We start from the raw sequence: 24870 nt of genomic DNA, 5'->3' as shown, positions 1-24870 counted from the left end.
GGAGATTGTCCTTGAATCTCCGTGGCGACCGCGCAACAAATCAGGCAGCGGCGCAAGCCGGGGAACAGGAGGAAACCGATGGCCGACAGCAAAACAACCGAACAGACCGCATTGCCGATGTTCTATAATCAGCCCGAAGCCGTCAGCCTCGAGCGGCACAGCAAGAAAGGCCTGGCACAGGCCGCGGGTTTCGGCTTTGCCGCAGGTGCTATGGTCATTCCGCTGATGGCGCCTGAAATGCCTGCCGCGATGCGGTCCTATCCGATCGTGTTTTCTGGTCCCGATTTCATGCCGATGATGATCACCGGCATCAGGGACGGCGAGAACCTGTTCGTCGGAGCCAGGGGCAACTGGGCGGAGCCGCATTACGTGCCGGCCTATGTCAGGCGCTATCCCTTCATTCTCGCCGGCGACGAGACCGCCGAACGCCTTGCGCTTTGCGTCGAAAACGATCCGGAGCGCCTGGTGACGCTCAACACCAGGACCAGGAAAACCGCCAGGCCCCTGTTCGAGGATGGCGAACAAGCCGAAGCTGTGAAGAATGCCCTGTCCTTCTGCGAGCAGTACCAGGGCATGTTCATCAAGACCCGGCAGATCATGAAGCTGATCGCGGACAGCGGGCTTTTGGCAGAGCGCACAAGCAAGATCACGCTGTCGGAAGGCGAAACATTCAATCTCACCGGCTTCCACCTGATCGATGAGGCAAGGCTCCAGGCGATGAGCGATACCGACTTCATCAAGCTCCGCAAGGCCGATGCTCTCACGGTGATCTACAGCCATCTGGCGTCCATGAACAGCTGGAATTCGCTTCTGTACCAGGCCCGGCAACGGGCCGCCTGAAGGCATCTTGAGGCTGCAGTGCCCAGCACTGATCTGCGCGGCTACGAAGATCGCGGCTGATCCTTTGCCGGATTCGGGTGTTTGCCCGCATCGATTGGAAATTGCCACGCCGCTTCCGCTTCTGTACTGCTTCCTTCAACAATAGACTGTGGGTGGAGGAAGCGGACATGACGACATCGGTTGCATTGCTCGGAACCGGGCTGATGGGGTTTCCGATGGCCAGGCGCCTGCTCGCCGCGGGACATCAGCTCACCGTCTGGAACCGGGATCTGTCGAAGGCCCAACCGCTAGCCGAAGAAGGCGCTCGGTTGGCCGACAGCGCTGCCGCGGCCGTCAGCGACGCAACCCACATCATCACCATGCTGACCGACGGCATGGTGGTCGATCACGTCCTGTTCGAAACCGGTGTGGCCGAAGCGATCACATCCGGCGCCACCGTCATCGACATGAGTTCGATCCAGCCCGGCCAGGCGCGTCAACACGCCGGGCGTCTCGCCAAGCTCGGCATTTCGCACCTTGATGCCCCGGTCAGCGGCGGTACCGGTGGCGCGGAGGCCGGAACGCTGGCGATCATGGTGGGTGGAGAAACCGCGACATTCGACAAGGCGGCAGGCCTGTTCAGCGCGATGGGACGGGCCACAAGGGTCGGGCCCAGCGGCGCCGGGCAGCTCGCCAAGCTGGCCAATCAGGCCATCGTCGGCATCGCCATCGGCGCCGTTGCGGAAGCCACACTGCTGGTCTCCGAAGGCGGTGGAGATCTTGATGCATTCCGTGCGGCGCTCGCCGGCGGGTTTGCCGATTCCACCATCCTGCAGGTGCACGGACAACGGATGCAGGCAAATGACTTTGCACCCCGCGGCCGTGCATCCGTGCAGCTCAAGGACCTCAACAACGTGCTTCTCGAGGCACGTGAACTCGGCATTAAGCTGCCGTTGGTCGAGGCGATCCGCGATCGTTTTGTCCGCCTGGCCAATGATCTTGATGGCGGCAATCTCGACCATTCCGCCCTGTTCATCGAACTGCTCGATTTGAATGGCCGTCCCCCCGCACCGCGCGTTTGACCGCAAGACCCAAGCTCTCCATGGTATAGCATGATCACCAGTCCCCCGAACCCCAGGCGCCGCATCTCCATCTTTGGCGCGACAGGCTCCATAGGCCGCAACACGCTCGATATCATGAACCATCTTGGGGGGCGGGAGGCGTTTGAGGTCCCTGCCATCACCGGAATGGGCAACATCGAGCTGCTGGCCGCACAGGCACGACAGACGGGTGCCGGATTTGCAGTGACTGCTGACCCGGATCGCTATGACGATCTGAAATCCGCCCTTGCGGGATCGGGCATCGAGGCAGGCGCCGGCCCTTCCGCATTGATCGAAGCTGGCGCAAGGGACACGGACCTTTTGATCGCCGGCATCGTCGGCATCGCGGGCCTCGCCCCGACGCTGGCAGCAGCGGCCAACGGCGCCGACATCGCTCTTGCCAACAAGGAATGCCTGGTCTCCGCCGGCGATCTGTTTACTGCGGCCATCGCCCGTGGCGGCGGCAAGCTGCTGCCGGTCGACAGCGAGCACAATGCCATATTTCAGGTGCTGGAGGAGCACCAGCGCCACGCCGTCGAGCGTATCATCCTGACCGCATCTGGCGGCCCCTTCCGTGATTTCACCCGCGAACAGATGGCTGCTGTCACTCCCGAAATCGCGGCTGCCCATCCAAACTGGTCGATGGGCATCAAGATCTCCATCGACAGCGCCTCGATGTTCAACAAGGCACTCGAAATGATCGAGGCTCGGCATCTCTTCGGCATGCGGCCCGAGCAGATAGAGGTGATCGTGCATCCGCAATCGATCATCCACTCGATGGTCGGCTACAGCGACGGATCAGTGCTGGCCCAGCTCGGGGCACCCGATATGCGTCACGCCATCGGCTATGCCATTGCCCATCCGAGGCGTGCCAGTCTCCCGGTCGAAAGGCTTGATTTTGCCAAGCTGGCCCGGCTTGATTTTATCGCCCCGGACGAGGTCCGCTTTCCGGCACTCGCCCTTGCACGCACTGCCATGCAGCGCGGCGGCCTTCAGGGCGCGGTGCTGAATGGCGCCAAGGAGGCTGCGCTTGAGGCATTCATTGCCGGCCGCACCGGTTTTCTCGACATTGCCGAAATCGTGGCGTCCGTCATGGACCGGCTCGATGACGGACGCCACGCCCTGTCCATCGACGATGTCTACGCTGCGGACCAGGATGCTCGAAGGGCTGCTACTGAGTTGATGCGCAAATCAGCCTGAATACTCAGCTCATGAAAAAGGCGGGTCCGAAGACCCGCCCTGTACGCTTTTCTCACACCTCGGCACTGCCTTATCCGGCTGCCGCAACCGCCCGCTTGGCCATCACCTTGACCAGGTTGGCTCGGTAGGCCGATGAGGCGTGGATGTCCGACATCAGCTCCGAATCGTCGACGGTGACACCGTCAATCGCGCCAGCGGAAAAATCGGAGGCCAGGGCCTGCTCCATGTCGGCCTGCCGGAACACGCCGTCCGAACCCGCTCCGGTCACCGCCACCCGCACCGATCCGTCACCATGCTTGGCCACGAACACGCCGGTCATCGCGTAACGCGAGGCCGGGTTTGGGAACTTGGAATAGCCGGATTTGGAAGGAGCCTTGATCTCGACCGCCACGATCAGTTCGCCGTCTTCCAGCGCCGTGTCGAACATGCCGGTGAAGAAATCATCAGCGCCGATGGAGCGCTTGTTGGTGACGATCGTGGCATTGAGTGCCACCAGCCCCGCCGGATAGTCCGCCGCCGGGTCATTGTTGGCGATCGAGCCGCCGATCGTCCCCATGTGCCGCACATGCGGATCACCGATATGGGCGGCGAGATGGGCGAGGCCGGGGCAGGCCGATGCGATCTCCGACGATTTCGCGACTTCCGCATGGGTTGTTGCAGCCCCGATGCGGATCGAGCCGCCACTGACAGAAATGCCCTTCATGTCGGAGACGTGGCGAAGATCGACCAGGTCTGAAGGAGCGGCAAGCCGCTGTTTCATGGTTGGCAGCAGGGTCTGTCCGCCGGAGAGATACTTGGCCTCGTCATTTGACGAAGCCAGCTTGACGGCGTCCTCGACCGAGGAGGCACGGTGATAGTTGGTTGCATACATGGTGTCTGCCTCCCTTTCCTACTTTGCCGATCCGAGCGCCGCCCAGACCCGTTGCGGGGTCGCAGGCATCGTCAGGTCATTGTTGCCGATTGCATCGGTGATGGCGTTGATCAGTGCCGGTGGAGAGCCGATCGCACCGGCCTCTCCGCAGCCCTTGATGCCGAGCGGATTGGACGGGCACGCTGTTTCCGTGGTCGAGATCTGGAACGACGGCAGGTCGTCGGCACGCGGCATGGTGTAGTCCATGTAGCTCGCCGTCAGCAGCTGACCGGTTTCCGCATCGTAATGCGTGCCTTCCAGCAACGCTTGCCCGATGCCCTGCGCCACGCCACCATGGACCTGGCCTTCGACAATCATCGGATTGATGATCTTGCCGAAGTCGTCGGCCGCAACGAACTGGATGATTTCGGTCTTGCCGGTTTCCGGATCGACCTCCACTTCGCAGATGTAGCAGCCGGCCGGGAAGGTGAAGTTGGACGGATCGTAGAACGCGCCTTCCTTGAGCCCCGGCTCCATACCTTCCGGCATGTTGTGTGCGGTATAGGCGGCGAGCGCCATCTGGAACCACGGCACGCTCTTGTCGGTGCCGGCGACCTTGAGCTCGCCATTCTCGATGACGATGTCGCTTTCATCGGCTTCCAGCAGGTGCGCAGCGAGTTTCTTGGCCTTGATTTCGACCTTGTCGAGCGCCTTGACCACCGCCGACATGCCGACCGCACCGGAGCGCGAGCCGTAGGTACCCATGCCCATCTGCACCTTGTCGGTGTCACCATGGACAATGGAGACGGTGTCGATGCCAACGCCGAAGCGGTCGGCAACGAGCTGGGCAAAGGTGGTTTCATGACCCTGGCCATGGCTGTGTGATCCGGTCAGAACCTCGACCGTGCCCACCGCGTTGACCCGCACTTCCGCCGATTCCCAGAGGCCGACGCCGGCGCCGAGCGATCCCACCGCGGCTGACGGCGCGATGCCGCAGGCCTCGATGTAGCAGCTCATGCCGATGCCCCTGAGCTTGCCGCGGCTCTTAGCTTCCTCCTTGCGGGCGGCGAAACCTGCATAGTCGGAAGCGTCCATGGCCGCATTGAGCGAAGCCTCGAAATCACCCGCATCGTAGCACATGATCACCGGCGTCTGATGCGGGAACTCGCGGACGAAGTTTGTCTTGCGAAGTTCCGCCGGCGACACCCCGAGCTCACGTGCTGCAGTCTCCATTGTCCGCTCGACCAGATAGGTGGCCTCCGGGCGTCCCGCGCCGCGATAGGCGTCCACCGGAACGGTGTTGGTGTAGACCGTGCGCACATTGGCGTGAATGTTGGGGATATTGTACTGGCCCGACAGCAGCGTGGCGTAGAGATAGGTCGGAACCGAACTCGAAAACAGCGACATGTAGGCGCCGAGATTGGCGATCGTGTCGACCTTGAACCCGGTGATCCGGTTGTCGGCGTCAAATGCCATCTTCACCGTCGAGACATGGTCACGGCCATGCGCATCGGTGAGGAAGGCTTCGGTCCGGTCCGAATTCCACTTGACCGGGACACCGGTGCGCTTGGAAGCCCAGAGGCAGACGATCTCTTCGGGATAGATGTAGATCTTCGAGCCGAAACCGCCGCCGACGTCGGGCGCGATCACCCGCAGCTTGTTCTCGGGCGCCACGTTGTAGAACGCACTGAGCACCAGCCGTGCGACATGCGGGTTCTGCGAGGTGGTCCACAGCGTGTAGTGATCCTCGCCCTCGTCGTAGACACCGAGTGCCGCACGCGGCTCCATCGGGTTGGGAACCAGACGGTTGTTGATGACCTTCATTTCGGTGACATGCGCCGCCGATGCAATCGCTGCATCGGTTGCCGCACTGTCGCCAATCTCCCAGTCGAAGATCAGGTTGTTCTTTGCCTCGGGATGGAGTTGCGGGGCACCATCCTTGAGCGCCTCGATCGCGGACGTGACCACCGGCAGGGTTTCATAGTCGACAACCACAGCCTCTGCCGCATCACGTGCCTGGGCCTTGCTGTCGGCAACCACGATGGCGACTGCGTCTCCGACATAGCGGACCGTGTCCTGGGCAAGGGGACGCCATGCACCCATGTTCATCGGCGTCCCGTCCTTGGAATGTATCATCCAGCCGCAGATGATGTTTCCGATCGCGTCTTCGGCCAGCTGCGCGCCATTGAGAATACCGATCACGCCCGGCATCTTTTCAGCGGCCGAAGTGTCGATGCTCTTGATCTTGGCATGCGCGTGCGGCGAGCGGATGAAATGGGCATGCTTCATGCCCGGCACCACCATGTCGTCCGTGTACCGGCCCTTGCCGGTTATGAACCGCTTGTCTTCCTTGCGCGCCACCCGGGCGCCGATGCCTTCCATTCCCATATTCCAAACTCCTCCGGTTGGGTGATGGAGAAGAGCCGGTGCGGAACTCGTTTTCGCGTCTGGAGATCGGGATCTCAATCCGGCAACGGCAACGGAACTCTCCCTGCCGGTGCAACTTCGATCCTCAAACCCGTGACCACCTCCTGGTCATCCGCGCTGTCCGCAGCTCTTCGCCATTGCCTGTTCAGGCATCTTTATTCGGCTGCGACCTTCGTGCCGTCGCCCATCTTGGACGCGGCGTCGAGCACTGCCTTGACGATGTTGTGATAGCCGGTGCAACGGCAGATATTGCCTTCAAGCTCCTGCCGCACGGTCTTCTCGTCCAGCCGGCCGCCGTGCCGCTGGATCATGTCGACCGCCGACATGATCATTCCGGGCGTGCAGAACCCGCACTGCAGGCCGTGATGCTCACGAAATGCAGCCTGTACCGGATGCAGTTCCCCACCGGAGGCCAGGCCTTCGATCGTTACGACCTCCGAACCGTCCGCCTGGGCAGCCAGCATCGTGCAGGATTTGACCGCCTTGCCATCCACGTGCACCACGCATGCACCGCACTGAGACGTGTCGCATCCGACATGGGTACCGGTCAGCCCGAGATTTTCACGGATGAACTGGACCAGAAGAGTCCTGTCCTCACATTGGCCGGAAACGGAGCGTCCGTTCACGGTCATAGATACATTCGCCATAAAATTCCTCCCTGGGGTGTACAGTCCTCACTCACCCTGCTGGCATCATTTTCCTTTTTTGAAAAAGGATCAACAGCTAAACTGGGAATTATGTTCACCAAGGCAACAGCCAATCGTTGGGGCGAGCCGACATGATGTCCGCTTGCTACCGCCGGATTCTCCGACAATGGCGCGGATAGTGCCCGATCACGGCCTTGAAACGCTCAAATCCGGGCAAGGCGTGGGTATTTTGGTCAGGTTGCGCGTCCGATTGCCGCAAGAAAGCGGTTGCCGCAAGACAGGTTTCCATCTACAAACTGACCGGACGGTCGGTTAATTTCCGGATCGATCCCTGGGAGGCTTGTTCGAAAGACTAACACCCGCCTGTTCGGCCATGCTTCCGCAGTTGCCCGCGAAATGGCATAACTCTTTCGGAAGCACCCGGGCGGAGACCCGCTACAGGCTCTAGGCAGTTACAAAAAATGCCCCTAGTTTCCGGGGCAGCCGCGGTCCTCAATCCGCAAACCTATCTGGGAGGATAGAATGAAGAAACGCAATTTCCTGAAATCCGCTGCAGTTGCGGCACTTGCCCTTTCCGCAATGGGTGCATCGTCGATCGGTGCGGCCGCGCAGGAAGTCACCCTGCGCATGCACCAGTTCCTGCCGGCGCAGGCGAATGTTCCTGCCGGCATCCTCATCCCCTGGGCGGAAAAGATCGGCACTGAATCAGGCGGCCGCATCAAGGTCGAGGTGTTTTCAGCCATGTCGCTCGGCGGCACGCCGCCGCAGCTGATGGACCAGGCCCGTGACGGCGTTGTCGACATCGTCTGGACTCTCCCCGGCTACACCCCCGGCCGCTTCCCGAGCGTCGAGGTGTTTGAACTTCCCTTCACCATGACCAACGCCGAAGCAACGTCGCGGGCCTATTGGGACCTGTTCAAGTCGGACATGGAAGCCAGTGAGTTCAAGGGCGTCAAGATTCTCGCCACCTGGGTCCACGGCCCCGGCGTGATTCACTCCAAGGGCGATGGCGTCCGCAAGCTTGAGGACATGGAAGGCAAGAAGATGCGCGGCCCGACCCGCGTCATCAACGGTCTGCTTGCTGAACTCGGCGCCGAGCCGGTCGGCATGCCGGTCCCGGCCATTCCGGAAGCCCTGTCGAAGGGCGTGATCGACGGCACAGTGATTCCGTGGGAAGTGACGCCTGCACTTAAGGTCGCCGAACTTGTCGACACCCATACTGAGTTTGCCGGCGACACCGCGCTTTACACCGCGGCCTTCGTACTGGCCATGAACCAGGCCAAATACGACAGCATGCCCGACGATCTCAAGAAGATCCTCGACGACAACACTGGCGCTGAGTTCTCTGCCTATGCCGGCAAGACCATGGCGGGCTACGATGCCGCAGGCCGCGGCATTGCCGAAGCCACAGACAACGAGATTGTCGTGCTGGATGAAGCCGAGGTCGAACGCTGGAAGGCCATCGCCGAAACCGTGCGTGACAACTGGTTCGACGAGATGGACGCAAAGGGCATGGACGGCGAAGCTCTTTACGCCAAGGCGCAGGAACTGATTGCCAAGTACACCAAGTAAAACGCTGGGTTTTGCAATGCCGGCGGGGCCAGTCTGCGAGGACCGACCCCGCCGGAATCACATCAGGACCCTGAAAGAGGGCCATGGGGGCCAATTCCGCGGGAAGTTGCCGGATCGAATCGGACGCCGATTGGTCACCACAACAGCGCATCCAGGGTAGCCTGCGTGGACGGCCCGGCAACATCCGGTCTTTACAAGACCCGGCCGGTCCTGCACAGGCTTCTAATGGTACCCGTCAGGATATGGTCCTAGGGGCGCGTGGCCGCGGCCACGCCGGGGAGGTTTGAAATGTTTGACCGGATAGACCGGCTGATGCGGTCACTTGCTGCTTTCCTGGCCATCCTGGGCGGGTTGGTCCTGGTAATCGTCATTCTTACCACAGTCACATCGGTGGCCGGCAGAGCCCTGCTGTGGGTCGGGCTTGGGCCCATTCGCGGCGATTTCGAACTTGTCGAGCTCGGCACCGGCTTCGCCGTCTTTTCCTTCCTGCCGTGGGTTCAGATCAACCGCCAGCATGCATCGGTGGAGATCCTCACCATGCATATGGGCGATAGCGCCAACCGGCTGATCGACCTCATCGCGGATCTGCTGATGCTTGCCATCGCCGTTCTCCTCACCTGGAAGCACTGGGACGGCACGCTTGACAAGTTCGCTTATGGCGAAACCACGTTCATCATCCAGTACCCGATCTGGTGGGCCTATGCCTCGGGTCTGGTCGGCGCCTTCGGTTTTGTTCTGATAAGTTTCTGGTGTGTGATCCTCAGTGCCCGTGCGCTGTTGACCGGTCGTGGCCAGATGCATGGAGAGACGGTACATTGACCAATATCGACATTGCACTGCTCTCCTTTCCCGTTCTTCTGCTGCTGATCTTCCTGCGAATTCCGATCGGGCTTGCCATGCTGATCACGGGTATCGGTGGCAGCTATTTCATCAATGGCTCGTTCCTGATGATTTTCGCCCAGCTCAAGAACCTGACCTGGGGCACGTTTTCGAGCTATTCGCTCTCGATCATCCCGCTGTTCCTGCTGATGGGCCAGTTCGCCACCCTGGGCGGCATGTCCCAGGCGCTCTTCAAGGCGGCTGAAACCTGGATGGGACACAAGAAAGGCGGCGTCGCCATGGCTGCTGTCGGCGCCTGCGCCGGCTTCGGCGCCATCTGCGGTTCCTCGCTGGCGACGGCGGCGACGATGGGTCAGGTCGCCCTGCCCGAACTCAAGCGCTATGGCTATTCCGGCGAACTGGCGACCGGCGCACTGGCCGCCGGCGGAACGCTCGGAATCCTGATCCCGCCTTCCGTCATCCTCGTCATCTACGCCATCCTGACCGAGCAGAACATTGCAAAACTGTTTGTCGCGGCCTTCATACCCGGCATTCTCGCCGCGATCGGCTACATGATTGCCATTGCCATCTATGTCAGGCTCAAGCCCGGCTCCGCCGGTCAGCGCGAGCGCGCACCCTATTCCGAGCGCTTCCGCAGCCTGATTGCTGTCTGGCCAGTGCTTCTGGTTTTCATCGCCGTGGTCGGCGGCATCTATGGCGGCATCTTCACGCCCACCGAGGCAGCGGCGATCGGCGCCTTCGGCACCGGCCTGATCGCGCTCTTCAATGGCGGGCTGACAAGATCCTCGCTGATGAGCTCCATTCTGACGACCGCCAGCGCCACCGGCATGATCTTTCTCATCGTCTTTGGCGCCGGCGTCTACAACGCCTTCCTGGCGCTCAGCCAGTTACCGCAGACGGCTGCCGCCTATGTTGGCGACCAGGGCTTCAACCCCTGGCTTGTGATGGTTGTCGTGCTGCTCCTCTACCTGGTTTTCGGCTGCGTCATGGACTCTCTGTCGATGATCCTGCTGACCGTTCCGATTTTCTTCCCGATCATGGCGGCGCTCGATTTCGGCCTTACACCCGAGGAGTTCGCACTCTGGTTCGGCATCATCGTGCTGATTGTGGTGGAGGTTGGATTGATAACACCGCCGGTTGGCATGAACCTGTTCGTCATCAATTCGATGGCGAAGGACACGCCACTGTCGGCAACCTATCGCGGGGTGTTCCCCTTCGTCCTGACCGACATCATCCGTGTCGCCATCCTGACCATGTTCCCGGCCATAACGCTCGTCGCCGTCAGGATGCTTTACTGATCGAGGCGCATGAAGGTTCGCCGATAGTTGGCCCAGGCTCGGCTCAGACCCCGATAGCGCGGATGGCAGCCGCAAGCTCGGCATCGACCGGTATTCCGTTCTCGAGCAGATCGGCGCGGATCTGCTGCCGTCGGCGCCCGGGGAGACGTGCACCTTGCGTGCCGGCAACCATGTCGGCCATCAGCGCCATGCGTTCGGCGCCACCGGGGCCGAACGCATCCGGGTCTATCGCGATGATCGCCTGCCCGGTTCCGGGCGGATCACCCTTGTCATCAAAGAACGAGCTCGCCTGCCAGGCATAATTCGCTCCGGTCAGCCCGGCGCAGAGAAGTTCCACCATCAGCGCCAGTGCCGTGCCCTTGGCGTCCCCGAGCGGAATCATTGTTCCCGCCATTGCGGCCTTGGCGTCGGTCGTGGGCCGACCGTCCGGATCGAGCGCCCAGCCTTCCGGGATGGGCTCGCCCTTCTGCGCTGCCGCCATGATCTTGCCACGCGCCACTTTGGACAGGGAGATATCCACCACCACCGGCGCGCCATCGCTTAACGGAGCGGCAAAGGCAATCGGATCGGTGCCGAACAGCGGTCGGCGTCCACCCCAGGGCGCCATGGCCGCCGGCGCATTGGCAACCATCAGCGCCGCAACGCCGCGCTCGGCCAGCGCCTCGACGATCACGCCCGCAACACCGCAATGGTGCGAACGGCGGATTCCGGCGATGGCTATCCCCTGGCTCTTCGCAGCCTGTGGCAACCATTCGAGCGCAAGGTCCATCGCCGGATAGGCAAAACCGTTGGCGGCATCGATCGCCAGCGCACCCGGCCTTGTTTCCGTCGCGGTCGGAACGGCAAAGCCGTCAACCTTGCCCGCCTTTGCCTGGGCCGAATAGGCCTCGACGCGCCGCAGGCCATGGCCGCTCTGTCCCGCCAGTTCGGCAGCCAGCAGCGCCCGCGCCACCGACAGAGCGTTTTCCGCAGACGTCCGGCTGCGCGTCAATGCTCCACTTATCAACTCGGCGACCGCCTCCGGCGTCATCGTCAGCGTATCGCTCATGCCTTGCTCCCCAGCGCTTCAAGCACCTTGTCGGCGATCAGATGACTGACCCGCTCGTTGGATTCTCCCGTCACCCCGGCGATATGCGGGGTCAGGACCAGATTCTCCAATCCCTTGAACGTCGCCCCTGCTTCCGCGGTCAGCGGTTCGGTCTCGAAAACGTCAAGCGCGGCACCGCCGAGACGGCCGGCCTTGAGCGCTTCCGCAAGCGCGGCCTCGTCAACAATCCCGCCGCGCGCCGCATTGATCAGGATCGCATCCGGCTTCATCCGCGACAACGCTTCGTCGTTGATGATGTTGCGCGTCGCATCGGTCAACGGGGTATGCAGCGAGACCACGTCCGAGAGTTCAAGCACCGCATCAAGCGACACGTTGCGGGCAATCTGCCAACCCGGATGGTCCGCCATCAGATAGGGATCATAGGCAACGATCTGCATCCCCATCATATGCGCCCGCCAGGCCACTTCGCGGGCAATCGAGCCATAGCCGATAAGACCGATGGTCTTGCCTGCCAGTTCCCGGCCCATCATCGATTGCCTCGGCCATTCTCCCGCGACAACATCGGCGGTACGCAAAAAAGCGCTGCGCAGCAGCATCAGCGCGGATGTGATCACATATTCCGCCACCGAGAGATCATTGGCCCCGGTTGCCGGAATGACCGAAATCGAGCGCGCCTTGCAGGCCACCACGTCGATATTGTCGAGCCCGACACCCAGTCGCCCCACCACACGCAGTTTGGGACCCATACTCAAAAGCGTCTCGCGCACCTGGGTACGATTGCGCACGATCAGCGCGCGCGCCGAGGTCAGGTGATCGTGCAATGCCGCCGGATCATCCACCAGTTTCGGATCATAAAGTGTATCGTGCACACGAACGAGGCGGCCAACAGCCGCCTCGTCCATGAATTCGGTTATGACGATATCTGCCATTTCAACTCCACCTGTTTCCTCAGGTTTAAGCGGAACGGTAGAGCTTTGTCATGGAGAATTCGCGGTGACCGAGTGCCTCCGCCGCGGTGGCGCGACCGTTCGATGTGCGGATGATCATCTCGATCAGCGAATCGCCGGCCTCGTCGATGGTCATCTCGCGGGTCAGCACGCCGGTCACATCGACATCGATATGCTCGCTCATGGTCCTGAGCGTGCGCGGATTGCCCGAGATCTTGATCACCGGCACGATCGGGTTGCCGATCACGTTGCCCTGACCGGTCGGGAAGGTGTGGATCACCGCACCGCCTGCCGCCATCAGCGTCACGCATTCCGCAGCCGCCGAGGACGAATCCATGAAATAGAGCCCCTTGCCCGATGCCGGCTGCTCGGCCGGGTCGAGGATGTCGATGAATTTCGATGTCCGGCCGATCTTTTCCAGGTTGCCGAGCGCCTTCTCCTCGATGGTGGTCAGGCCACCCTCGATATTGCCCTTGGTCGGCTGGCTGTCCGACAAATCATCGGTCTGGTGGGCGAAGATGACGTCGTCCTGATAGGCCTTCCACATCTTGTACCAGCGCTCGCCAACCTCCTCGTTGATGGCGCGGGTCTTGCAGATGTGCTCGGCGCCGGTGATCTCCGAGGTCTCCCCGAAGAAGCCGTAGATGCCCTCGGGCAGCAGCTTGTCATACATGTTGCCAACCGTCGGGCAGGAACTCAGGCCTGTCGTCGTGTCGCTCTCGCCGCACTTGGTCGAGACCCAGAGTTCCGAGATCGAGCACTCCTCGCGCTGCAGCTCGGAGGCAAAATGCACATATTCCTTGGCCACCTTCGAGGCTTCCATAATCGTCTTCAGGTCGCCATTCTGCTCGATCGACAGACCGGTCACCGGCTTGCCGGTGGCAGCGATCCCGTCGACGATCTTCTTGGTCCAGCCCGGCTCGATGCCGATCACGACCACCGCCGCCACGTTTGGGTTTGCCCCGGTGCCGATGATGGTGCGGAAATGCAGATCGAGATCCTCGCCGAACTGCAGCCGGCCATAGGCATGCGGAATCGCGAGTGTGCCCTTGATATTGTTGGCCACGGCCTCGCAGGCCGCATTGGAGATGTCGTCGACCGGCAGGATGAGGACGTGGTTGCGCACGCCGACCCGGCCGTTCTCACGCCGGTAGCCTTGAAACGTCATGTTTGAGTATTTCGATGCCATGATCAGGGCTCCTACCAGCGCTTGGTTTTCAGGTTGTTGGTGTGGACGTGAGCGCCCTTCTCGACATCGGCGACGAACTTTCCGATGTCCTCGCCGTACTTGATCGCCGTATCGCCCGACTTGATGTCCTTGAGCGCGACCTTGTGGCCGATCGGCACATCGGCATTCGAGACCAGCTCGAAGCTGGAATTGTCATGCGTGACGACACACAGCATCTTGGTCCCGGCCTTCAGGCCCTCGACAACGACGACACCGACATTGTCCGCGTGGTCATGAACTAGCAAATGGGGGGTGGTCACGTTTGTCCTCCAATGTGGATAAGGTGTATTCTGGTGGCATACGACATTCAAGTCTTATATAAGACATAAGATATGGTATGAATGAAAAGTCAACCGGGGCAGAGCATGGAAAACAAAAAACAGGTGCCGGAAGCAGCAGAATCCGGAAGCGGAGAGCCAATCGGCTTCAAGCCGCTCTATGCCCAGGTTCGTGAACGACTGATGCGCCGTCTGGTCGATGGCGCCTGGCTGCCGGGCATGCTACTGCCCAGCGAAATGGAGCTGGCGCGCCAGCTCAATGTCAGCCAGGGCACTGTGCGCAAGGCGCTCGATTCGATGACGGCCGACAATCTTCTGCTGCGCCGCCAGGGCCGCGGCACCTACGTCGCCGAGCCTGAGGAAAGCCGGATCATGTTCCAGTTCTTCCGGCTTTCGCCGGACGAGGGCAGCCCGAACTTTCCGGATTCGAAAGTGCTCAGCACCGGATCCGCCAGCCCGACCAAAACCGAAAAAGAAGCGCTCGGCCTCGGTGATGCAGATGAGGTCATCCGCATCGAACGCATTCGCTCACTGTCCGGTCAGCCGATCCTGATCGAAACCATCACACTGCCGTCAAATCGTTTCCCCGACTTCGATCACCTGACAATCATCCCGAACAATGTCTACAGGCTCTATTCCGAACGCTGGGGCATCACCATCGGCAGCGCCGAGGAGCGCCTCAAGGCCATCGCCGCCAGCGCCCGTGACGCCGCAAAACTGGGCTGCGAAAATGGAGAGCCCTTGCTCCTGATCAGCCGCCTGGCCCGCGATCTGGAAAACCGTCCGGTCGAATTGCGCTGGTCGCGGTGCATCACCCGCGAAATCCATTACGCGGTCAATTTGCGCTGAATTTCAGAGGCTGATTGCCGTGCCGGTCTTGGCCGATTTTTCCGCCGCCAAGCCGATCCGCACCGCCTTCAGCCCATCCTCGAGAGAGACCTCGGGCATGCCACCGTTTCGGATCATCTCCAGGAATTTCTGATGCTGGAAGAAGGTCGATCCATGGTGATCGCCAACCGCCAGGATCGCGGCATCGACATCGACGATCTCGCGCTGTTCGCGCTTGGTCGCGCGCGGCGACAGCACGAATTCCGAATGCCGTTCCTTGCCGTCGGGCGCAAACCGGGATGGTCCCGGCACGAACGCCTCGGCCTTGGCGATGTCGCCTGTCACCGCGATCGCTTCCTGCCAGTTCGAACCTTCCGCGAACATGCAGAGATCCAGCATGGCGCGCAGGCCATTGTCGAAATCAACCACCACGAAGGCGTTGTCGAGGATGTCCGGGCGTACGCCATCATAGTCCTCGTCGCGGAAATTGACGTCCCCACTGCCTGACGCATAGACGCGGACCGGTTCGGCCTTGGCGATGAGCCGCATCAGATCGAAGAAGTGGCAGCATTTTTCCACCAGCGTGCCGCCCGTCTTGGCCTCGAAGCGGTTCCAGTCACCGACCTTCTTCAGGAACGGAAACCGGTGTTCGCGGATCGATATCATCCGCGGCACGCCGGTTTCTCCCGCGTGTACCGCCTCGATCAGCCGCGCCACCGGCGGGATGTAGCGATACTCCATCGCCACCCAGACCTGCGCCGTCCGCACCCCGGCAAGCTTCAGGATGTCCTCGCAATCCGCCAGCGTCGTGCACAAGGGCTTTTCCACCAGGATCGGAAGATCCGCGGGCAGCACATCTTTGAGAATCCGGTGATGCAGATGATTCGGAGCCGCGATCACCAGCGCGTCGCAGAGCCCCGAGCGCAGGAGGTCGGCATGATCAGTGAATTCGGCGCAATCCTTGCCCGCCATATGCGCGGCACTTGAGCGCATGCCCTCATCCGGATCGCTCACAGCGGTCACCTGCGCGCCCTCCAGCAATCCGATCGTGCGGATATGTTCCTGCCCCATCATGCCGGAGCCGATGATGCCGTATCTGATGTCTGCCATGGCAAAGCCCTGATGTTCGGAGAAACTCTAGAGGTGGATGACCGGCAGGCCGGCAGCAGCGGCAAAGCTTTCCAGCGCCCCCAGATGGTCGCCATAGGCGAGCGCCATGTGGTGCTCGAGCCCACTGTCGATGATCCGCGTGAGCACCTCCTCAGCCGGCCGATCGAACCTGACCACGCCGGAGGTGCCGGTGAAAGCCATGTCGCGCTTCAGCATCTCGCCCCGGGCGATGATCAGGCTTTGCTGCCCGCGCGCCTGGCTCAACCGGACAAAGGTGACAGGCCCCGGCTTGAGCGGAAATTCGAACAGGAGCGGCATCTTGCGGTTGGTGTGGATCGTTGCGCGGGCAACCGCGTCCGGATCCGCCATCGACATCGGCGCCTGGCCGCAATGCCAGACTACGCCGGTGTCATCGCTCGGATCCAGATCGACCAGGTCGACCAGGAATACCGGCTGGTCGCTTGCGGCCTGCAGCAGGAGCTGCGTCGCCGCGCCATAGACATCGGCCTCACAGGCGCACGGCACCCGGCCCTCGCCCAACATCGAGGCCGGACCGCAGACGGCGCCGCCATATTCGGTGAAGGTCTCCGGCCAGCAGCGGATGGCAAACGCGTCGAAACCGCCCTCGGCCTTCATTCCGTCGAGCGCCAGTTTCAGCCGCAGCGACCGGTCGAGCTCCGTCTGGTCAACCTGATCAAGGCCGGCTAGATTTGCCGATAGCTCGGTCTTGAGCCCGGTGGCCGCGGCTTCCGGCGCCGCCCGAGCCCGGTCAAACAGGTCCGCAAGCTCGAACCCGGTCACGGTCATTCCGGTCAGGTCTGCGAGACGGCCGCTGTCATAGGCACAGGTGTCAAACCCGTCCGGATGCGCGCCGATCCGGGCAATGGTCCTGCCGCGCAGACCGTCCAGCAAGGCGCCGCCATACTCTGGGTCTGCATCAGTTATCTGCGAAATCAAAGGGCAAACCATCGGCTCTTCTGTCAGCAATGCCTCGATACCTGAAGTATGGGGAGCCGCGTACCGCCACGAAAACAGCCGGTTACGCAGCCCCAGGGCATGCGAGGCAAGATTGAGCCCGCAGAACGCGTTGAGCCGCAGCCGCCCGCCCAGACGCGGCTCGGGCACCGCCCAGATCGCCAACGGTTGCGGGAACGTGTCCGCGATGCGGCATGTCAGCGCGGCATCGGTGAAGGTGACCTGCAGGATGAGGATGCGGTCCGGCTTCTCGGCCTTGATGTCCGTCATCGCCGCTTGCGTGGCATCGGCGTCCATCAGCAGTTTTTCCGGCCCGATCAGCCGGTGGCCGCTTGCCCTGAGATCGGCCATCATGCCCGCGAGCATCTCCTCGGCGAATGCCACGTCGAAGGTCGGCCGTCCGAGCGGCAGAACGCCTATGGTGAGAGTTTCACCGGACATCGACATTCCCCCTTACATCATCGGGTAAAAACACTAGATTGCAGACATGAAATTGAACCTGCGACGTTGGCCTGCGGCCCTCTTCCTCGCAATGGCAATGCTTGCCATTGCCCCTTCCACCAAGAGCACGGCCACGGAGGCCGCCTGGGCACGTTTGGCGCAGGGCGGATACACGATCCTGCTGGGCTATGCGCGCACCCCGGGCGGCGAACCGCTCCGGCCCGATCTTGGAGACTGCGAAAACCGCAAGAGCCTGACCGATCGGGGCATCCAGGAAGCCCGTCGCATCGGCATGCGGTTTGCGGCCCGTGCCGTCTCCATCTCTGCAGTCTATTCCGGGGAGTTCTGCCGGGCGCTTGAAACGGCGGAACTCGCCTTTGGAAGCTCGAATGTCGAGACCAGGGCCTATCTCAACTCGATCGTCAGCGGCGGTGATCCGGAACTCATCCCCGGCGAACTGATTGCAGCCGTTGACGACTTTTACGGCGCCGGCAATCAGCTGATGGTTACCCATCCGGTTCTGATCCGCGCCATTTCTGGAACCACGCCGCGCGAAGGCGAGGCGGTTATCATCGCGCCGGGCATCAATCCCGGCGACAAGCCGCGTGTCATCAACCGCCTGTTGCTCGACTAGGGCCAGGCCGTGCATCAGCCGAAATCGCTGTAGCTGTGGCGGAAACTCTGGTCGGCGGGTGAGAACCGCGCACCCTCGGGCCCGAACACCGGGTGCTTGTCCCAGGGCGTCGCGGATTTGTCGGTAAGTGCATTGAGATCGCGCATATAGTCGACCGAACCGGTCTCCAGCCCCTGCCGCATCGCGTCCCAGTCGGGATAAAGTCCGAACGGCTCGAGCCAGATCGCCCTTCCCGCGAGATAACCGGATGCACCGGCCCTGTAGGCATGGGCAAGAATATTGCGGAACTCGGCCTTGCCGGCGCCTGCCGACAGCATCACCCAGGGCCGCCCGGCAAGCCGTCCCATCTCGTCGAATGCCGCCTGCACGTCCGCGTCGCCACCCTCGGGAACATCCTTCGCCGCAACCGGGCTTTCCAGCTTGAACACGTCGATGCCGAACTCGGGCGCGGCGAAATCGGCCACCGATTGCAGCACGTGGTCGGTGCGCTTGCCGGTCATCTCGACATAATCGGTGGTCTGGTGCGCATCGCTCTTGAGCGGATAGACCAGCAGTTCGAACAGAAACGGAATGTCATACCGCGCACAGGCCTCGCCGATCCGCTTGGTGAAATCCTTCTGCTTCTGGCGGTTGTGTTCGGGCGCATCGGGCCGGTACCAGGCCAGCACCTTGACCGCGTCGCCGCCCATCCGCTTGATCTTGGCCACCGACCAGTCATCGATCTCGCTCGACAGCCGCCCTTCAGGCGTTTCCTCGAACACAGAATCCTCGAGTGTGACAATCAGCCCCTTTGTTGGCGAAAGCTTGCCGATCCCCTTGGGAATCGCGAAATGCGGATCCAGCAGCATCGCCGAGGATTGCCCCTGCAGGGTCTCGATCAGCAGGGTCTTGAACGCGGCCACCTCTTCCCAGGGCGCCTCGGCCACGCCATGATGTTTGGCGATCGGCCCCTTGATCGGCGGCCGCTGGTCAACGGCTGTCATCTTGAACAGTCCCCTGTCGTCGGCCATGCGGCGCATGCCCCACAATTTGCCTGCGCTCAGCTGCATAGCGGTGTCTCTTTCATGAAGGATTCGGTTTCCGCGCGTGTCGGATAGCCGGCGCGGCCATTGGTTCGGGTGCATTTGATCGCTGCAACGGCGCTGGCAAATCGGATCGCTTCGGGCGGTGACGCCCCTTCTCCGAGCAGCAAGGCGAAGGCGCCATGCCAGACGTCGCCCGCGCCCAGTGTGTCAAGTGGTGTAATGGCGAAGGCCGGCTCGGATCCGGATGCCGCACCTTGCCGCCAGAACACGCCCCTGGCGCCATCGGTCACGCAGACGAAAGATCCCGTATCCGCGGCAACATCCGCCAGCGCCTTGTCGAGGTCGTCATGCTCCGCCCAGTCGCGCAGTCCCTGCGCCGAAAAGGCGACATGGCTTGCCTGGTGCAGCGCCGCCTCCGCTTCGCGGATCGGCGCTTCTCCATCAAGCACGCCGGGCAGACCACGCTCACGCGCGGTTTGCATGAGCACTTCGGCTCCATCGGGCCAGCGTGTATCGGCCAGCGCCGCATCGAAAGTCTGCGGCAGCGCCTCCTTCAGCCACCCGGCATCCATCGGCAAGTCATGATCCCGGAAATTGACAATCTGGCGTTCGCCGGCCTGGTCGATGAACACCGACGAGAACGAGGATCGCCGTCTCTCGAAGCGGCGCACCATTGCGCAGTCGACGCCATCGGCCTCAAGTCCGGCGACAATCATGTCGGCCACCTGGTCCGAGCCGAGCCGGCTTGCCAGCATCGCATGCCCGCCAAGCCGGGCAATCGCCGCGGCGGCATTGGCGGCACCGCCCCCGCCGGTAATCTCGGCACCGTTCGCGCGGTACTTCTCCGCCAGCCGCGGCATCTCGTCGAGAAAGAAGACGAAATCCACCACTGCGACCCCGGTGGTCACGATCTTTGTCATTGCAAGCTTCTATCCCAGGCACTCTTCCGGCAGAGGCAAATCGTCCCGCCCGGAATCGACCATATCAAGTCTTATATAAGACACAAGATGGAATGCGCAGCTCCGGTGACCGTGGACCACACAAAAATCGCCGCTTCAATCCACCGGCAATCCGCTCGGGACGGCAGGCGGCCGTCCCAGCCGTCCCTTCGCGCTCCCGGTCAGGGCGTTGAGAAACGAGACCAGTTGTGAAACCTCCGCATCGGAAAGCATGACCGGCGCGATATCGACCCGCGCCTTCAGCCGCGCCCGCTCGCGGCTGTCGTCGAGTGCAATGAAATCGACCCTTTCGAACCTCGCATCCGCCGGCAGCAAGACCATATCCGGCGTCCAGGCCTCCAGTGACGCAATCGGATCGAGATGGTGCCGCACGATCCCCTCCAGCGTCGCATAGGCGCCATTGTGGCCCCATGGCCCGGTCAGCGCCACGTTGCGCAGCATCGGCGTGCGAAACCGGTAGGCGTCTTCGAGCCTGTCCGATTCGGCCATGCGCCCGACGTCACGCACATAGGGATCGAACCGCCGGGTCCGCCCTGGACCGAAATGCGGCAGCGCCAGGGCATGAAACCCCTGATCCGATAGGAGCGGCCCGGAATGGCAGCTGACGCATCCCGCCTTGCCAAAGAACAGCTCCATGCCCGCCCGCGCCGGGGGCGACATCGCAGACCCGTCGCCGGCAAGAGAACGGTCAAACGCGCTGTCCGTGCTGCGCCATTCGGAATTCATGAAATCGCCGAGCGCATTGGCGATGTGCACGATGCCCAGGTCACCCGCCGTGGCAATCGAGGCGTCCGCGCCACGAAACAGGTCGAGATAGGCGGGAATCCCCCGTACACGCTCGACCAGCAGCGGCCAGACATAATCGATCCGGTCATAGGCGGCCCCGGCTATCTTGTTCTCCTCCGGATTGCCGGCCATCTCCGTTTCCGATGTGAGCGGAAACAGCGCCTGCGCCGCCAGGATGCCCTTCAGCCCGAGTGGCAGATACTCCTCCGCCGGGGAGTTGAAGCCGTTGCCGAAAATATCGTCGACACTCAGCCGCCCGTCATGGAACAGCACGCTGATGTCGCGGGCGCCGAGATTGAACAGCGCCGGCGCATTGCGCGGCACCCGTTTCTCGATCAGGTCGGCTCCTTGTCCGGTTGTCCGCTTGGCGCCGATGCCCGTGCCGCCCTCGCCGACCCCCAGCGCCAGGCCATCCCCGGAGGCAAGATCATGGTGGTGGCAGGTGCCGCAGGAGATATTGCGGTTCCCCGACAAGATCGGATCGTAGAACAGGAGACGCCCAATCTCCGCGAGCTTCGGATCGAAATCATGAAAATCCGCGTCCGTCAGCGGCTTTGGCAGGACCTGCGCCTGGGCCGGCGGGGCAGAAAGGCTGACGCCTGCAAGTAGGCCAAGCGCTGCAACGAGCGAGCGCAGTCCGGCGATTGCTTGGTTTCTCACCTTCCAGCCTCCCGTCCGCCTTGTCCCCATGCGGGTGCTCCTCCTCCGGGCCATCGGGCCACCGCCTTGCCAGCCCGGGCGCACCGCCCTTATTCTCGGCCACCTGACTTCGCAGCGAAAGAATGACAAATGAAAGTTCCGCTTGCAAACGCCAAACACGGCCTGCTTGTTCTCGGCTTGGCCATCAGCATTGCTCTTCCAGCGAGAGCCGAGATCGAGAAGGGCCGCATGCTGATGGAAAGCCACAGGTTCGAGGAGGCCATGGCCGAGTTCCTGCCCGCCGCCCGCTCCGGCAATGCCGATGCCGAGGAACTGATCGGCGTCATGTATGCCATGGGCCTGGGCGTCGAACGCGATGACGAGCGCGCCTTCGAGTGGTACCTGCGCGCCTCCATGAAAGGGCATCCCGGCGCGCAATCCGGCATCGGCTGGTACTTCGAGGTTGGCCGCGGCACGGCCGTCGATCTGGTCCGCGCCTATCTCTGGTACGGCCTCTCGGCCATCGGCGGCGATCCGGACGCGGCGATTTCGATCGAGGACGTGGCGAGGAAGATGACACAGGAACAGATCCGCCGCGCCGAGGTGCTGATCAACGACTACCGTCCCTGGATGTACCCGTTTCGCTGAACGCCCATTCCAAAAGACAAACCGCCCGGATGTGATCCGGGCGGCTGGCATTTTTTGAAACCCGTGCAGCCTTACTGCATGTCCTTCATCGCACCGCCATCGATCATCTCGGAGGCCTTCGCGGCTTCGGCGACCAGCAGGTCATAGAAGGTGGCTCCACCCTCGACATTGGCCTTGAACCACTCGAACACCGGGGCTGCGGCTTCCTTGAACTGGGCCTTTTCTTCCATGGTCGGCACGTAGACCGCACCGCCCACTTCGGCAAACGCCTTGTAGGCGTCGATGGACTTGCGCTTCGGCGATGCGAATGTCGCCTGCTGAAGGGCCGCAAAACCGTCTACCACGACACGGCGCAGACCTTCGTCCAGCCCAATGAACCGGTCATTGTTCATGTACCACAGCGCACCCATGTAGGAATGGCCGTCAAGCGTGAGGTATTTCAGCCCGGCATCGGGGAACTTCATGCCCATGATGTCGGTGATGCCGTTCTGGGTGCCTTCGACCACACCGGTCTGGAACGAGGTGAACAGTTCCGGCCAGGGAATCGGGGTCGGCGACGCGCCCATGGCGCGAACCAGTTCCTGCGGCAGGTCTGCCACCACCGTGCGGATCTTCAACCCATCCATGTCGGCCGGCGAACGGATTTCGCGCTTGGTGTTGGCAAAGTTGCGCCATCCGCCCGTGTTGCCGATCGTCATCAGCCGGATCATGCCGCCCGAATCGGCCAGCATCTGTTCGCGCAGCGCCCGGACGAAGGTACCTTCGGTCAGCACCGCCTCGGCAATGCGGTCATCGCGCAGCAGGTAAGGCAGATCCAGAACCTGCACATAGGGGAAGATACCGGACGCGCCGCCTGAGGTGGAGATGTAGATGTCGATCGACCCGTCGGCGATGCCCTGGAGGCACTCCGCGCCGGTCGAGCACAGCTGCGTGCCGATGAACAGTTCGACCTCGATCGCGCCATTCGAGGCCTTCTCGACATAGTCCTTGAACACGATCAGACCGTCATAGTCCTCGTCGTTCTCGTTCGAGTTGGCCGTTGCACGCAGCTTGATATCGGCCGCCTGCGCCGCCGTGATCATGCCGCCGGCGAGGACCGAAAGTCCCAGCGCCGCCGCGGTCAGTGTTTTCATTGCCTGTTTCAAGATCATTGAAGAGCCTCCCGTTGATAATTGTTATGCATCACTAGTCTTATATAAGACACAAGATCGACAACATCCCTGTCCTTGTCAACCGGGCACAAGCTGTCGGAAACATCTTCCGCAAGCTTCCCGTTTCTCATCGCGCGAATCCGAACAGCTGCGGCACGAACAGCGAGATCTGCGGCACGAAGGTGATCAGGAAGATCACGATCACCTCCACCAGCAGAAACGGCAGGATAGCCTTTGCGATGGTTTCCACCCGCTCGCCCGACACGCTTGAGGTGACGAACAGCACCAGCCCCATCGGCGGCGTCGCCAGCCCGACGGTCAGATTGACGCTCATGATGATGGCGAAGTGCACCGGGTGCACGCCGAGATCGGTGAAGATCGGCCCCAGGATCGGACCCAGGATAATGATCGCCGGTCCCGCATCAAGGAACATTCCGACGATGAACAGCAGAACATTGATCAGGAACAGCAGGATGTAGGGATTGTCCGAAAGGCCAAGGATAAAATTGGCGAGGATCTCCGGCGTGTGCGACAGGCTGACCACGGTCTTGAACGCCATTGCGGCACCGACAAGCAAAAGCACCACCGACGTCGTCATCGCAGCCTTTGTCAGCACTTTTGGCAGGTCTGCCCAGCCCATGGTCTTGAGAATGAACAGCGACACGATGAAGGCATAGACTGCCGCCACCGCAGACGCCTCCGTCGGCGTGAACACGCCGCCCAGGATCCCACCGAGAATGATCACCGGGGTCAGCAGCGGGAAGAACGCCTTCAGGCTTGCCTGCCCGCGCTCCGGCCAGCTCGCCTTGCGCGCCGCAACCGGAAAATCGTGCCGCTTGGCAAGAAAGGCGACGACCATCATCAGGCCGACGCCGACCAGCACCCCGGGAACGATGCCGGCGAGAAACAGTGCAGCCACCGATTCTCCCATCACATAGGCATAGATGATCATGATCCCCGACGGTGGAATGATCGGCCCGATCACCGAGGATGCCGCGGTCACAGCCGCCGCGAATTTCCGGGTGTAGCCGTTTTTCTCCATTGCCGGGATCAGCATCGATCCCAAGGCCGAAACATCCGCAACGGCGGAGCCGGACAGGCCTGCAAACAGCATCGAGGAGAGGATGTTCACATGCGCAAGACCGCCCTTGAGATGACCGATCATCGCCTGGCTGAACTCGACGATGCGCATGGTGATGCCGCCGCGGTTCATCAGCTCGCCCGCCAGCATGAAGAACGGGATCGCCATCAGCGGAAACGAATCCATGCCCGTGAAGACGTTGCGGTAAAGCAGCGCGATGTCGCGTTCCTGTCCGTTGAGCCAGAGCAGAAACCCGGGGGCTGCCAACATGCCGAAGAACACCGGCAGGCCGATCATCAGGAAAATCAGGAACAGCGGCAGGAAGAAGAACAGCATGGC

At 62.0% G+C, this 24870-nt stretch carries 23 protein-coding genes; 9 read left to right on the top strand and 14 right to left on the bottom strand.

Annotation, left to right across the window (positions count from 1 at the left end):
- Nucleotides 1-78: 78 nt before the first annotated feature.
- From SPHINGO391_RS24575 to dxr, 3 genes are all read left to right on the top strand, one after another.
- Nucleotides 79-840 carry a SapC family protein gene (locus tag SPHINGO391_RS24575; protein WP_152011315.1) on the top strand — a complete coding sequence of 254 codons (762 nt, stop codon included), beginning with the start codon at nucleotides 79-81 and terminating at the stop codon, nucleotides 838-840.
- A gap of 167 nt (nucleotides 841-1007) precedes the next feature.
- Nucleotides 1008-1901, top strand: a complete 894-nt coding sequence (locus SPHINGO391_RS24570; protein WP_152011314.1) for an NAD(P)-dependent oxidoreductase — start codon at nucleotides 1008-1010, stop codon at nucleotides 1899-1901.
- A gap of 30 nt (nucleotides 1902-1931) precedes the next feature.
- Nucleotides 1932-3119 carry a 1-deoxy-D-xylulose-5-phosphate reductoisomerase gene (dxr, locus tag SPHINGO391_RS24565; RefSeq protein WP_152011313.1) on the top strand — a complete coding sequence of 396 codons (1188 nt, stop codon included), beginning with the start codon at nucleotides 1932-1934 and terminating at the stop codon, nucleotides 3117-3119.
- Between the two features lie 70 nt (nucleotides 3120-3189).
- Here dxr and SPHINGO391_RS24560 read toward each other — a convergent pair whose 3' ends face one another.
- The 3 genes from SPHINGO391_RS24560 to SPHINGO391_RS24550 all read right to left on the bottom strand — a co-directional run bounded on the left by SPHINGO391_RS24560 (nucleotide 3190) and on the right by SPHINGO391_RS24550 (nucleotide 7043).
- Entirely contained in the window at nucleotides 3190-3990 is an 801-nt protein-coding gene (locus tag SPHINGO391_RS24560; protein ID WP_152011312.1) for a xanthine dehydrogenase family protein subunit M, read from the bottom strand.
- 18 nt (nucleotides 3991-4008) lie between these two features.
- Entirely contained in the window at nucleotides 4009-6357 is a 2349-nt protein-coding gene (locus tag SPHINGO391_RS24555; RefSeq protein ID WP_152011311.1) for a xanthine dehydrogenase family protein molybdopterin-binding subunit, read from the bottom strand.
- A 194-nt stretch (nucleotides 6358-6551) separates the two neighbouring features.
- Nucleotides 6552-7043, bottom strand: coding sequence for a (2Fe-2S)-binding protein (locus SPHINGO391_RS24550; RefSeq protein ID WP_152011310.1), 492 nt, complete (start codon nucleotides 7041-7043; stop codon nucleotides 6552-6554).
- A 522-nt stretch (nucleotides 7044-7565) separates the two neighbouring features.
- Between SPHINGO391_RS24550 and SPHINGO391_RS24545 the strand changes: the two genes are divergently transcribed.
- The 3 genes from SPHINGO391_RS24545 to SPHINGO391_RS24535 all read left to right on the top strand — a co-directional run bounded on the left by SPHINGO391_RS24545 (nucleotide 7566) and on the right by SPHINGO391_RS24535 (nucleotide 10753).
- Nucleotides 7566-8615, top strand: coding sequence for a TRAP transporter substrate-binding protein (locus SPHINGO391_RS24545; RefSeq protein WP_152011309.1), 1050 nt, complete (start codon nucleotides 7566-7568; stop codon nucleotides 8613-8615).
- 288 nt (nucleotides 8616-8903) lie between these two features.
- A complete protein-coding gene (locus SPHINGO391_RS24540) occupies nucleotides 8904-9434 on the top strand; it encodes a TRAP transporter small permease (RefSeq protein ID WP_152011308.1) in 531 nt (176 codons plus the stop codon).
- Nucleotides 9431-10753, top strand: coding sequence for a TRAP transporter large permease (locus tag SPHINGO391_RS24535; protein WP_152011307.1), 1323 nt, complete (start codon nucleotides 9431-9433; stop codon nucleotides 10751-10753). The genes SPHINGO391_RS24540 and SPHINGO391_RS24535 overlap by 4 nt, the downstream gene beginning before the upstream one ends.
- 43 nt (nucleotides 10754-10796) lie before the next feature.
- Here SPHINGO391_RS24535 and SPHINGO391_RS24530 read toward each other — a convergent pair whose 3' ends face one another.
- The 4 genes from SPHINGO391_RS24530 to SPHINGO391_RS24515 are packed head-to-tail and all read right to left on the bottom strand — an operon-like array spanning nucleotide 10797 to nucleotide 14236.
- The gene (locus SPHINGO391_RS24530; RefSeq protein ID WP_152011306.1) at nucleotides 10797-11801 is read right to left on the bottom strand and encodes an Ldh family oxidoreductase; all 1005 of its coding nucleotides are present in this window, start codon (nucleotides 11799-11801) and stop codon (nucleotides 10797-10799) included.
- The gene (locus SPHINGO391_RS24525) at nucleotides 11798-12730 is read right to left on the bottom strand and encodes a hydroxyacid dehydrogenase (RefSeq protein WP_152011305.1); all 933 of its coding nucleotides are present in this window, start codon (nucleotides 12728-12730) and stop codon (nucleotides 11798-11800) included. The genes SPHINGO391_RS24530 and SPHINGO391_RS24525 overlap by 4 nt, the downstream gene beginning before the upstream one ends.
- A 25-nt stretch (nucleotides 12731-12755) precedes the next feature.
- Entirely contained in the window at nucleotides 12756-13937 is a 1182-nt protein-coding gene (locus SPHINGO391_RS24520) for a UxaA family hydrolase (protein ID WP_152011304.1), read from the bottom strand.
- Between the two features lie 11 nt (nucleotides 13938-13948).
- Nucleotides 13949-14236 carry a UxaA family hydrolase gene (locus SPHINGO391_RS24515; RefSeq protein WP_152011303.1) on the bottom strand — a complete coding sequence of 96 codons (288 nt, stop codon included), beginning with the start codon at nucleotides 14234-14236 and terminating at the stop codon, nucleotides 13949-13951.
- A 105-nt stretch (nucleotides 14237-14341) separates the two neighbouring features.
- Here SPHINGO391_RS24515 and SPHINGO391_RS24510 point away from each other — a divergent pair, with 105 nt between their 5' ends.
- Complete coding sequence (locus SPHINGO391_RS24510; RefSeq protein ID WP_152011302.1) at nucleotides 14342-15103, top strand: GntR family transcriptional regulator; 762 nt, start codon at nucleotides 14342-14344, stop codon at nucleotides 15101-15103.
- A gap of 3 nt (nucleotides 15104-15106) precedes the next feature.
- Here the strand turns inward: SPHINGO391_RS24510 and SPHINGO391_RS24505 are convergent, their stop codons facing one another.
- Both SPHINGO391_RS24505 and SPHINGO391_RS24500 read right to left on the bottom strand, forming a co-directional pair.
- Entirely contained in the window at nucleotides 15107-16192 is a 1086-nt protein-coding gene (locus SPHINGO391_RS24505; protein ID WP_152011301.1) for a Gfo/Idh/MocA family oxidoreductase, read from the bottom strand.
- Between the two features lie 27 nt (nucleotides 16193-16219).
- Nucleotides 16220-17608, bottom strand: a complete 1389-nt coding sequence (locus SPHINGO391_RS24500) for a hypothetical protein (RefSeq protein ID WP_152011300.1) — start codon at nucleotides 17606-17608, stop codon at nucleotides 16220-16222.
- A 46-nt stretch (nucleotides 17609-17654) separates the two neighbouring features.
- On the opposite strand from SPHINGO391_RS24500, the gene SPHINGO391_RS24495 reads away from it, so the two are divergent.
- Nucleotides 17655-18242 carry a histidine phosphatase family protein gene (locus SPHINGO391_RS24495; protein WP_152011299.1) on the top strand — a complete coding sequence of 196 codons (588 nt, stop codon included), beginning with the start codon at nucleotides 17655-17657 and terminating at the stop codon, nucleotides 18240-18242.
- A gap of 14 nt (nucleotides 18243-18256) precedes the next feature.
- On the opposite strand, the gene SPHINGO391_RS24490 is transcribed toward SPHINGO391_RS24495, so the two are convergent.
- From SPHINGO391_RS24490 to SPHINGO391_RS24480, 3 genes are all read right to left on the bottom strand, one after another.
- Nucleotides 18257-19291, bottom strand: a complete 1035-nt coding sequence (locus tag SPHINGO391_RS24490; RefSeq protein WP_152011298.1) for a tagatose 1,6-diphosphate aldolase — start codon at nucleotides 19289-19291, stop codon at nucleotides 18257-18259.
- Nucleotides 19282-20187 carry a PfkB family carbohydrate kinase gene (locus SPHINGO391_RS24485; RefSeq protein WP_152011297.1) on the bottom strand — a complete coding sequence of 302 codons (906 nt, stop codon included), beginning with the start codon at nucleotides 20185-20187 and terminating at the stop codon, nucleotides 19282-19284. Before SPHINGO391_RS24485 ends, SPHINGO391_RS24490 begins: the two co-directional genes overlap by 10 nt.
- Before the next feature lie 135 nt (nucleotides 20188-20322).
- Entirely contained in the window at nucleotides 20323-21672 is a 1350-nt protein-coding gene (locus SPHINGO391_RS24480; RefSeq protein WP_244615353.1) for a cytochrome c peroxidase, read from the bottom strand.
- Nucleotides 21673-21801: 129 nt separating this feature from the next.
- Between SPHINGO391_RS24480 and SPHINGO391_RS24475 the strand changes: the two genes are divergently transcribed.
- On the top strand, nucleotides 21802-22299 hold the full coding sequence (locus tag SPHINGO391_RS24475; protein ID WP_152011295.1) for a tetratricopeptide repeat protein: 498 nt from the start codon (nucleotides 21802-21804) through the stop codon (nucleotides 22297-22299).
- Between the two features lie 71 nt (nucleotides 22300-22370).
- On the opposite strand, the gene dctP is transcribed toward SPHINGO391_RS24475, so the two are convergent.
- Together dctP and SPHINGO391_RS24465 are read right to left on the bottom strand one after the other, a co-directional pair.
- Nucleotides 22371-23447 carry a TRAP transporter substrate-binding protein DctP gene (dctP, locus tag SPHINGO391_RS24470; RefSeq protein ID WP_152011726.1) on the bottom strand — a complete coding sequence of 359 codons (1077 nt, stop codon included), beginning with the start codon at nucleotides 23445-23447 and terminating at the stop codon, nucleotides 22371-22373.
- Nucleotides 23448-23577: 130 nt separating this feature from the next.
- Nucleotides 23578-24867: a TRAP transporter large permease gene (locus tag SPHINGO391_RS24465; RefSeq protein ID WP_152011294.1), complete on the bottom strand. Its 1290-nt coding sequence runs from the start codon at nucleotides 24865-24867 to the stop codon at nucleotides 23578-23580.
- Nucleotides 24868-24870 lie beyond the last annotated feature (3 nt).

The sequence above is a fragment of the Hoeflea sp. EC-HK425 genome (assembly GCF_902498795.1).
In the GTDB taxonomy this organism is placed as follows: domain Bacteria; phylum Pseudomonadota; class Alphaproteobacteria; order Rhizobiales; family Rhizobiaceae; genus Hoeflea; species Hoeflea alexandrii.
The sequence above is the reverse complement of the archived record's forward strand: the minus strand, read 5'-3'. Positions and strand labels throughout refer to the sequence as shown.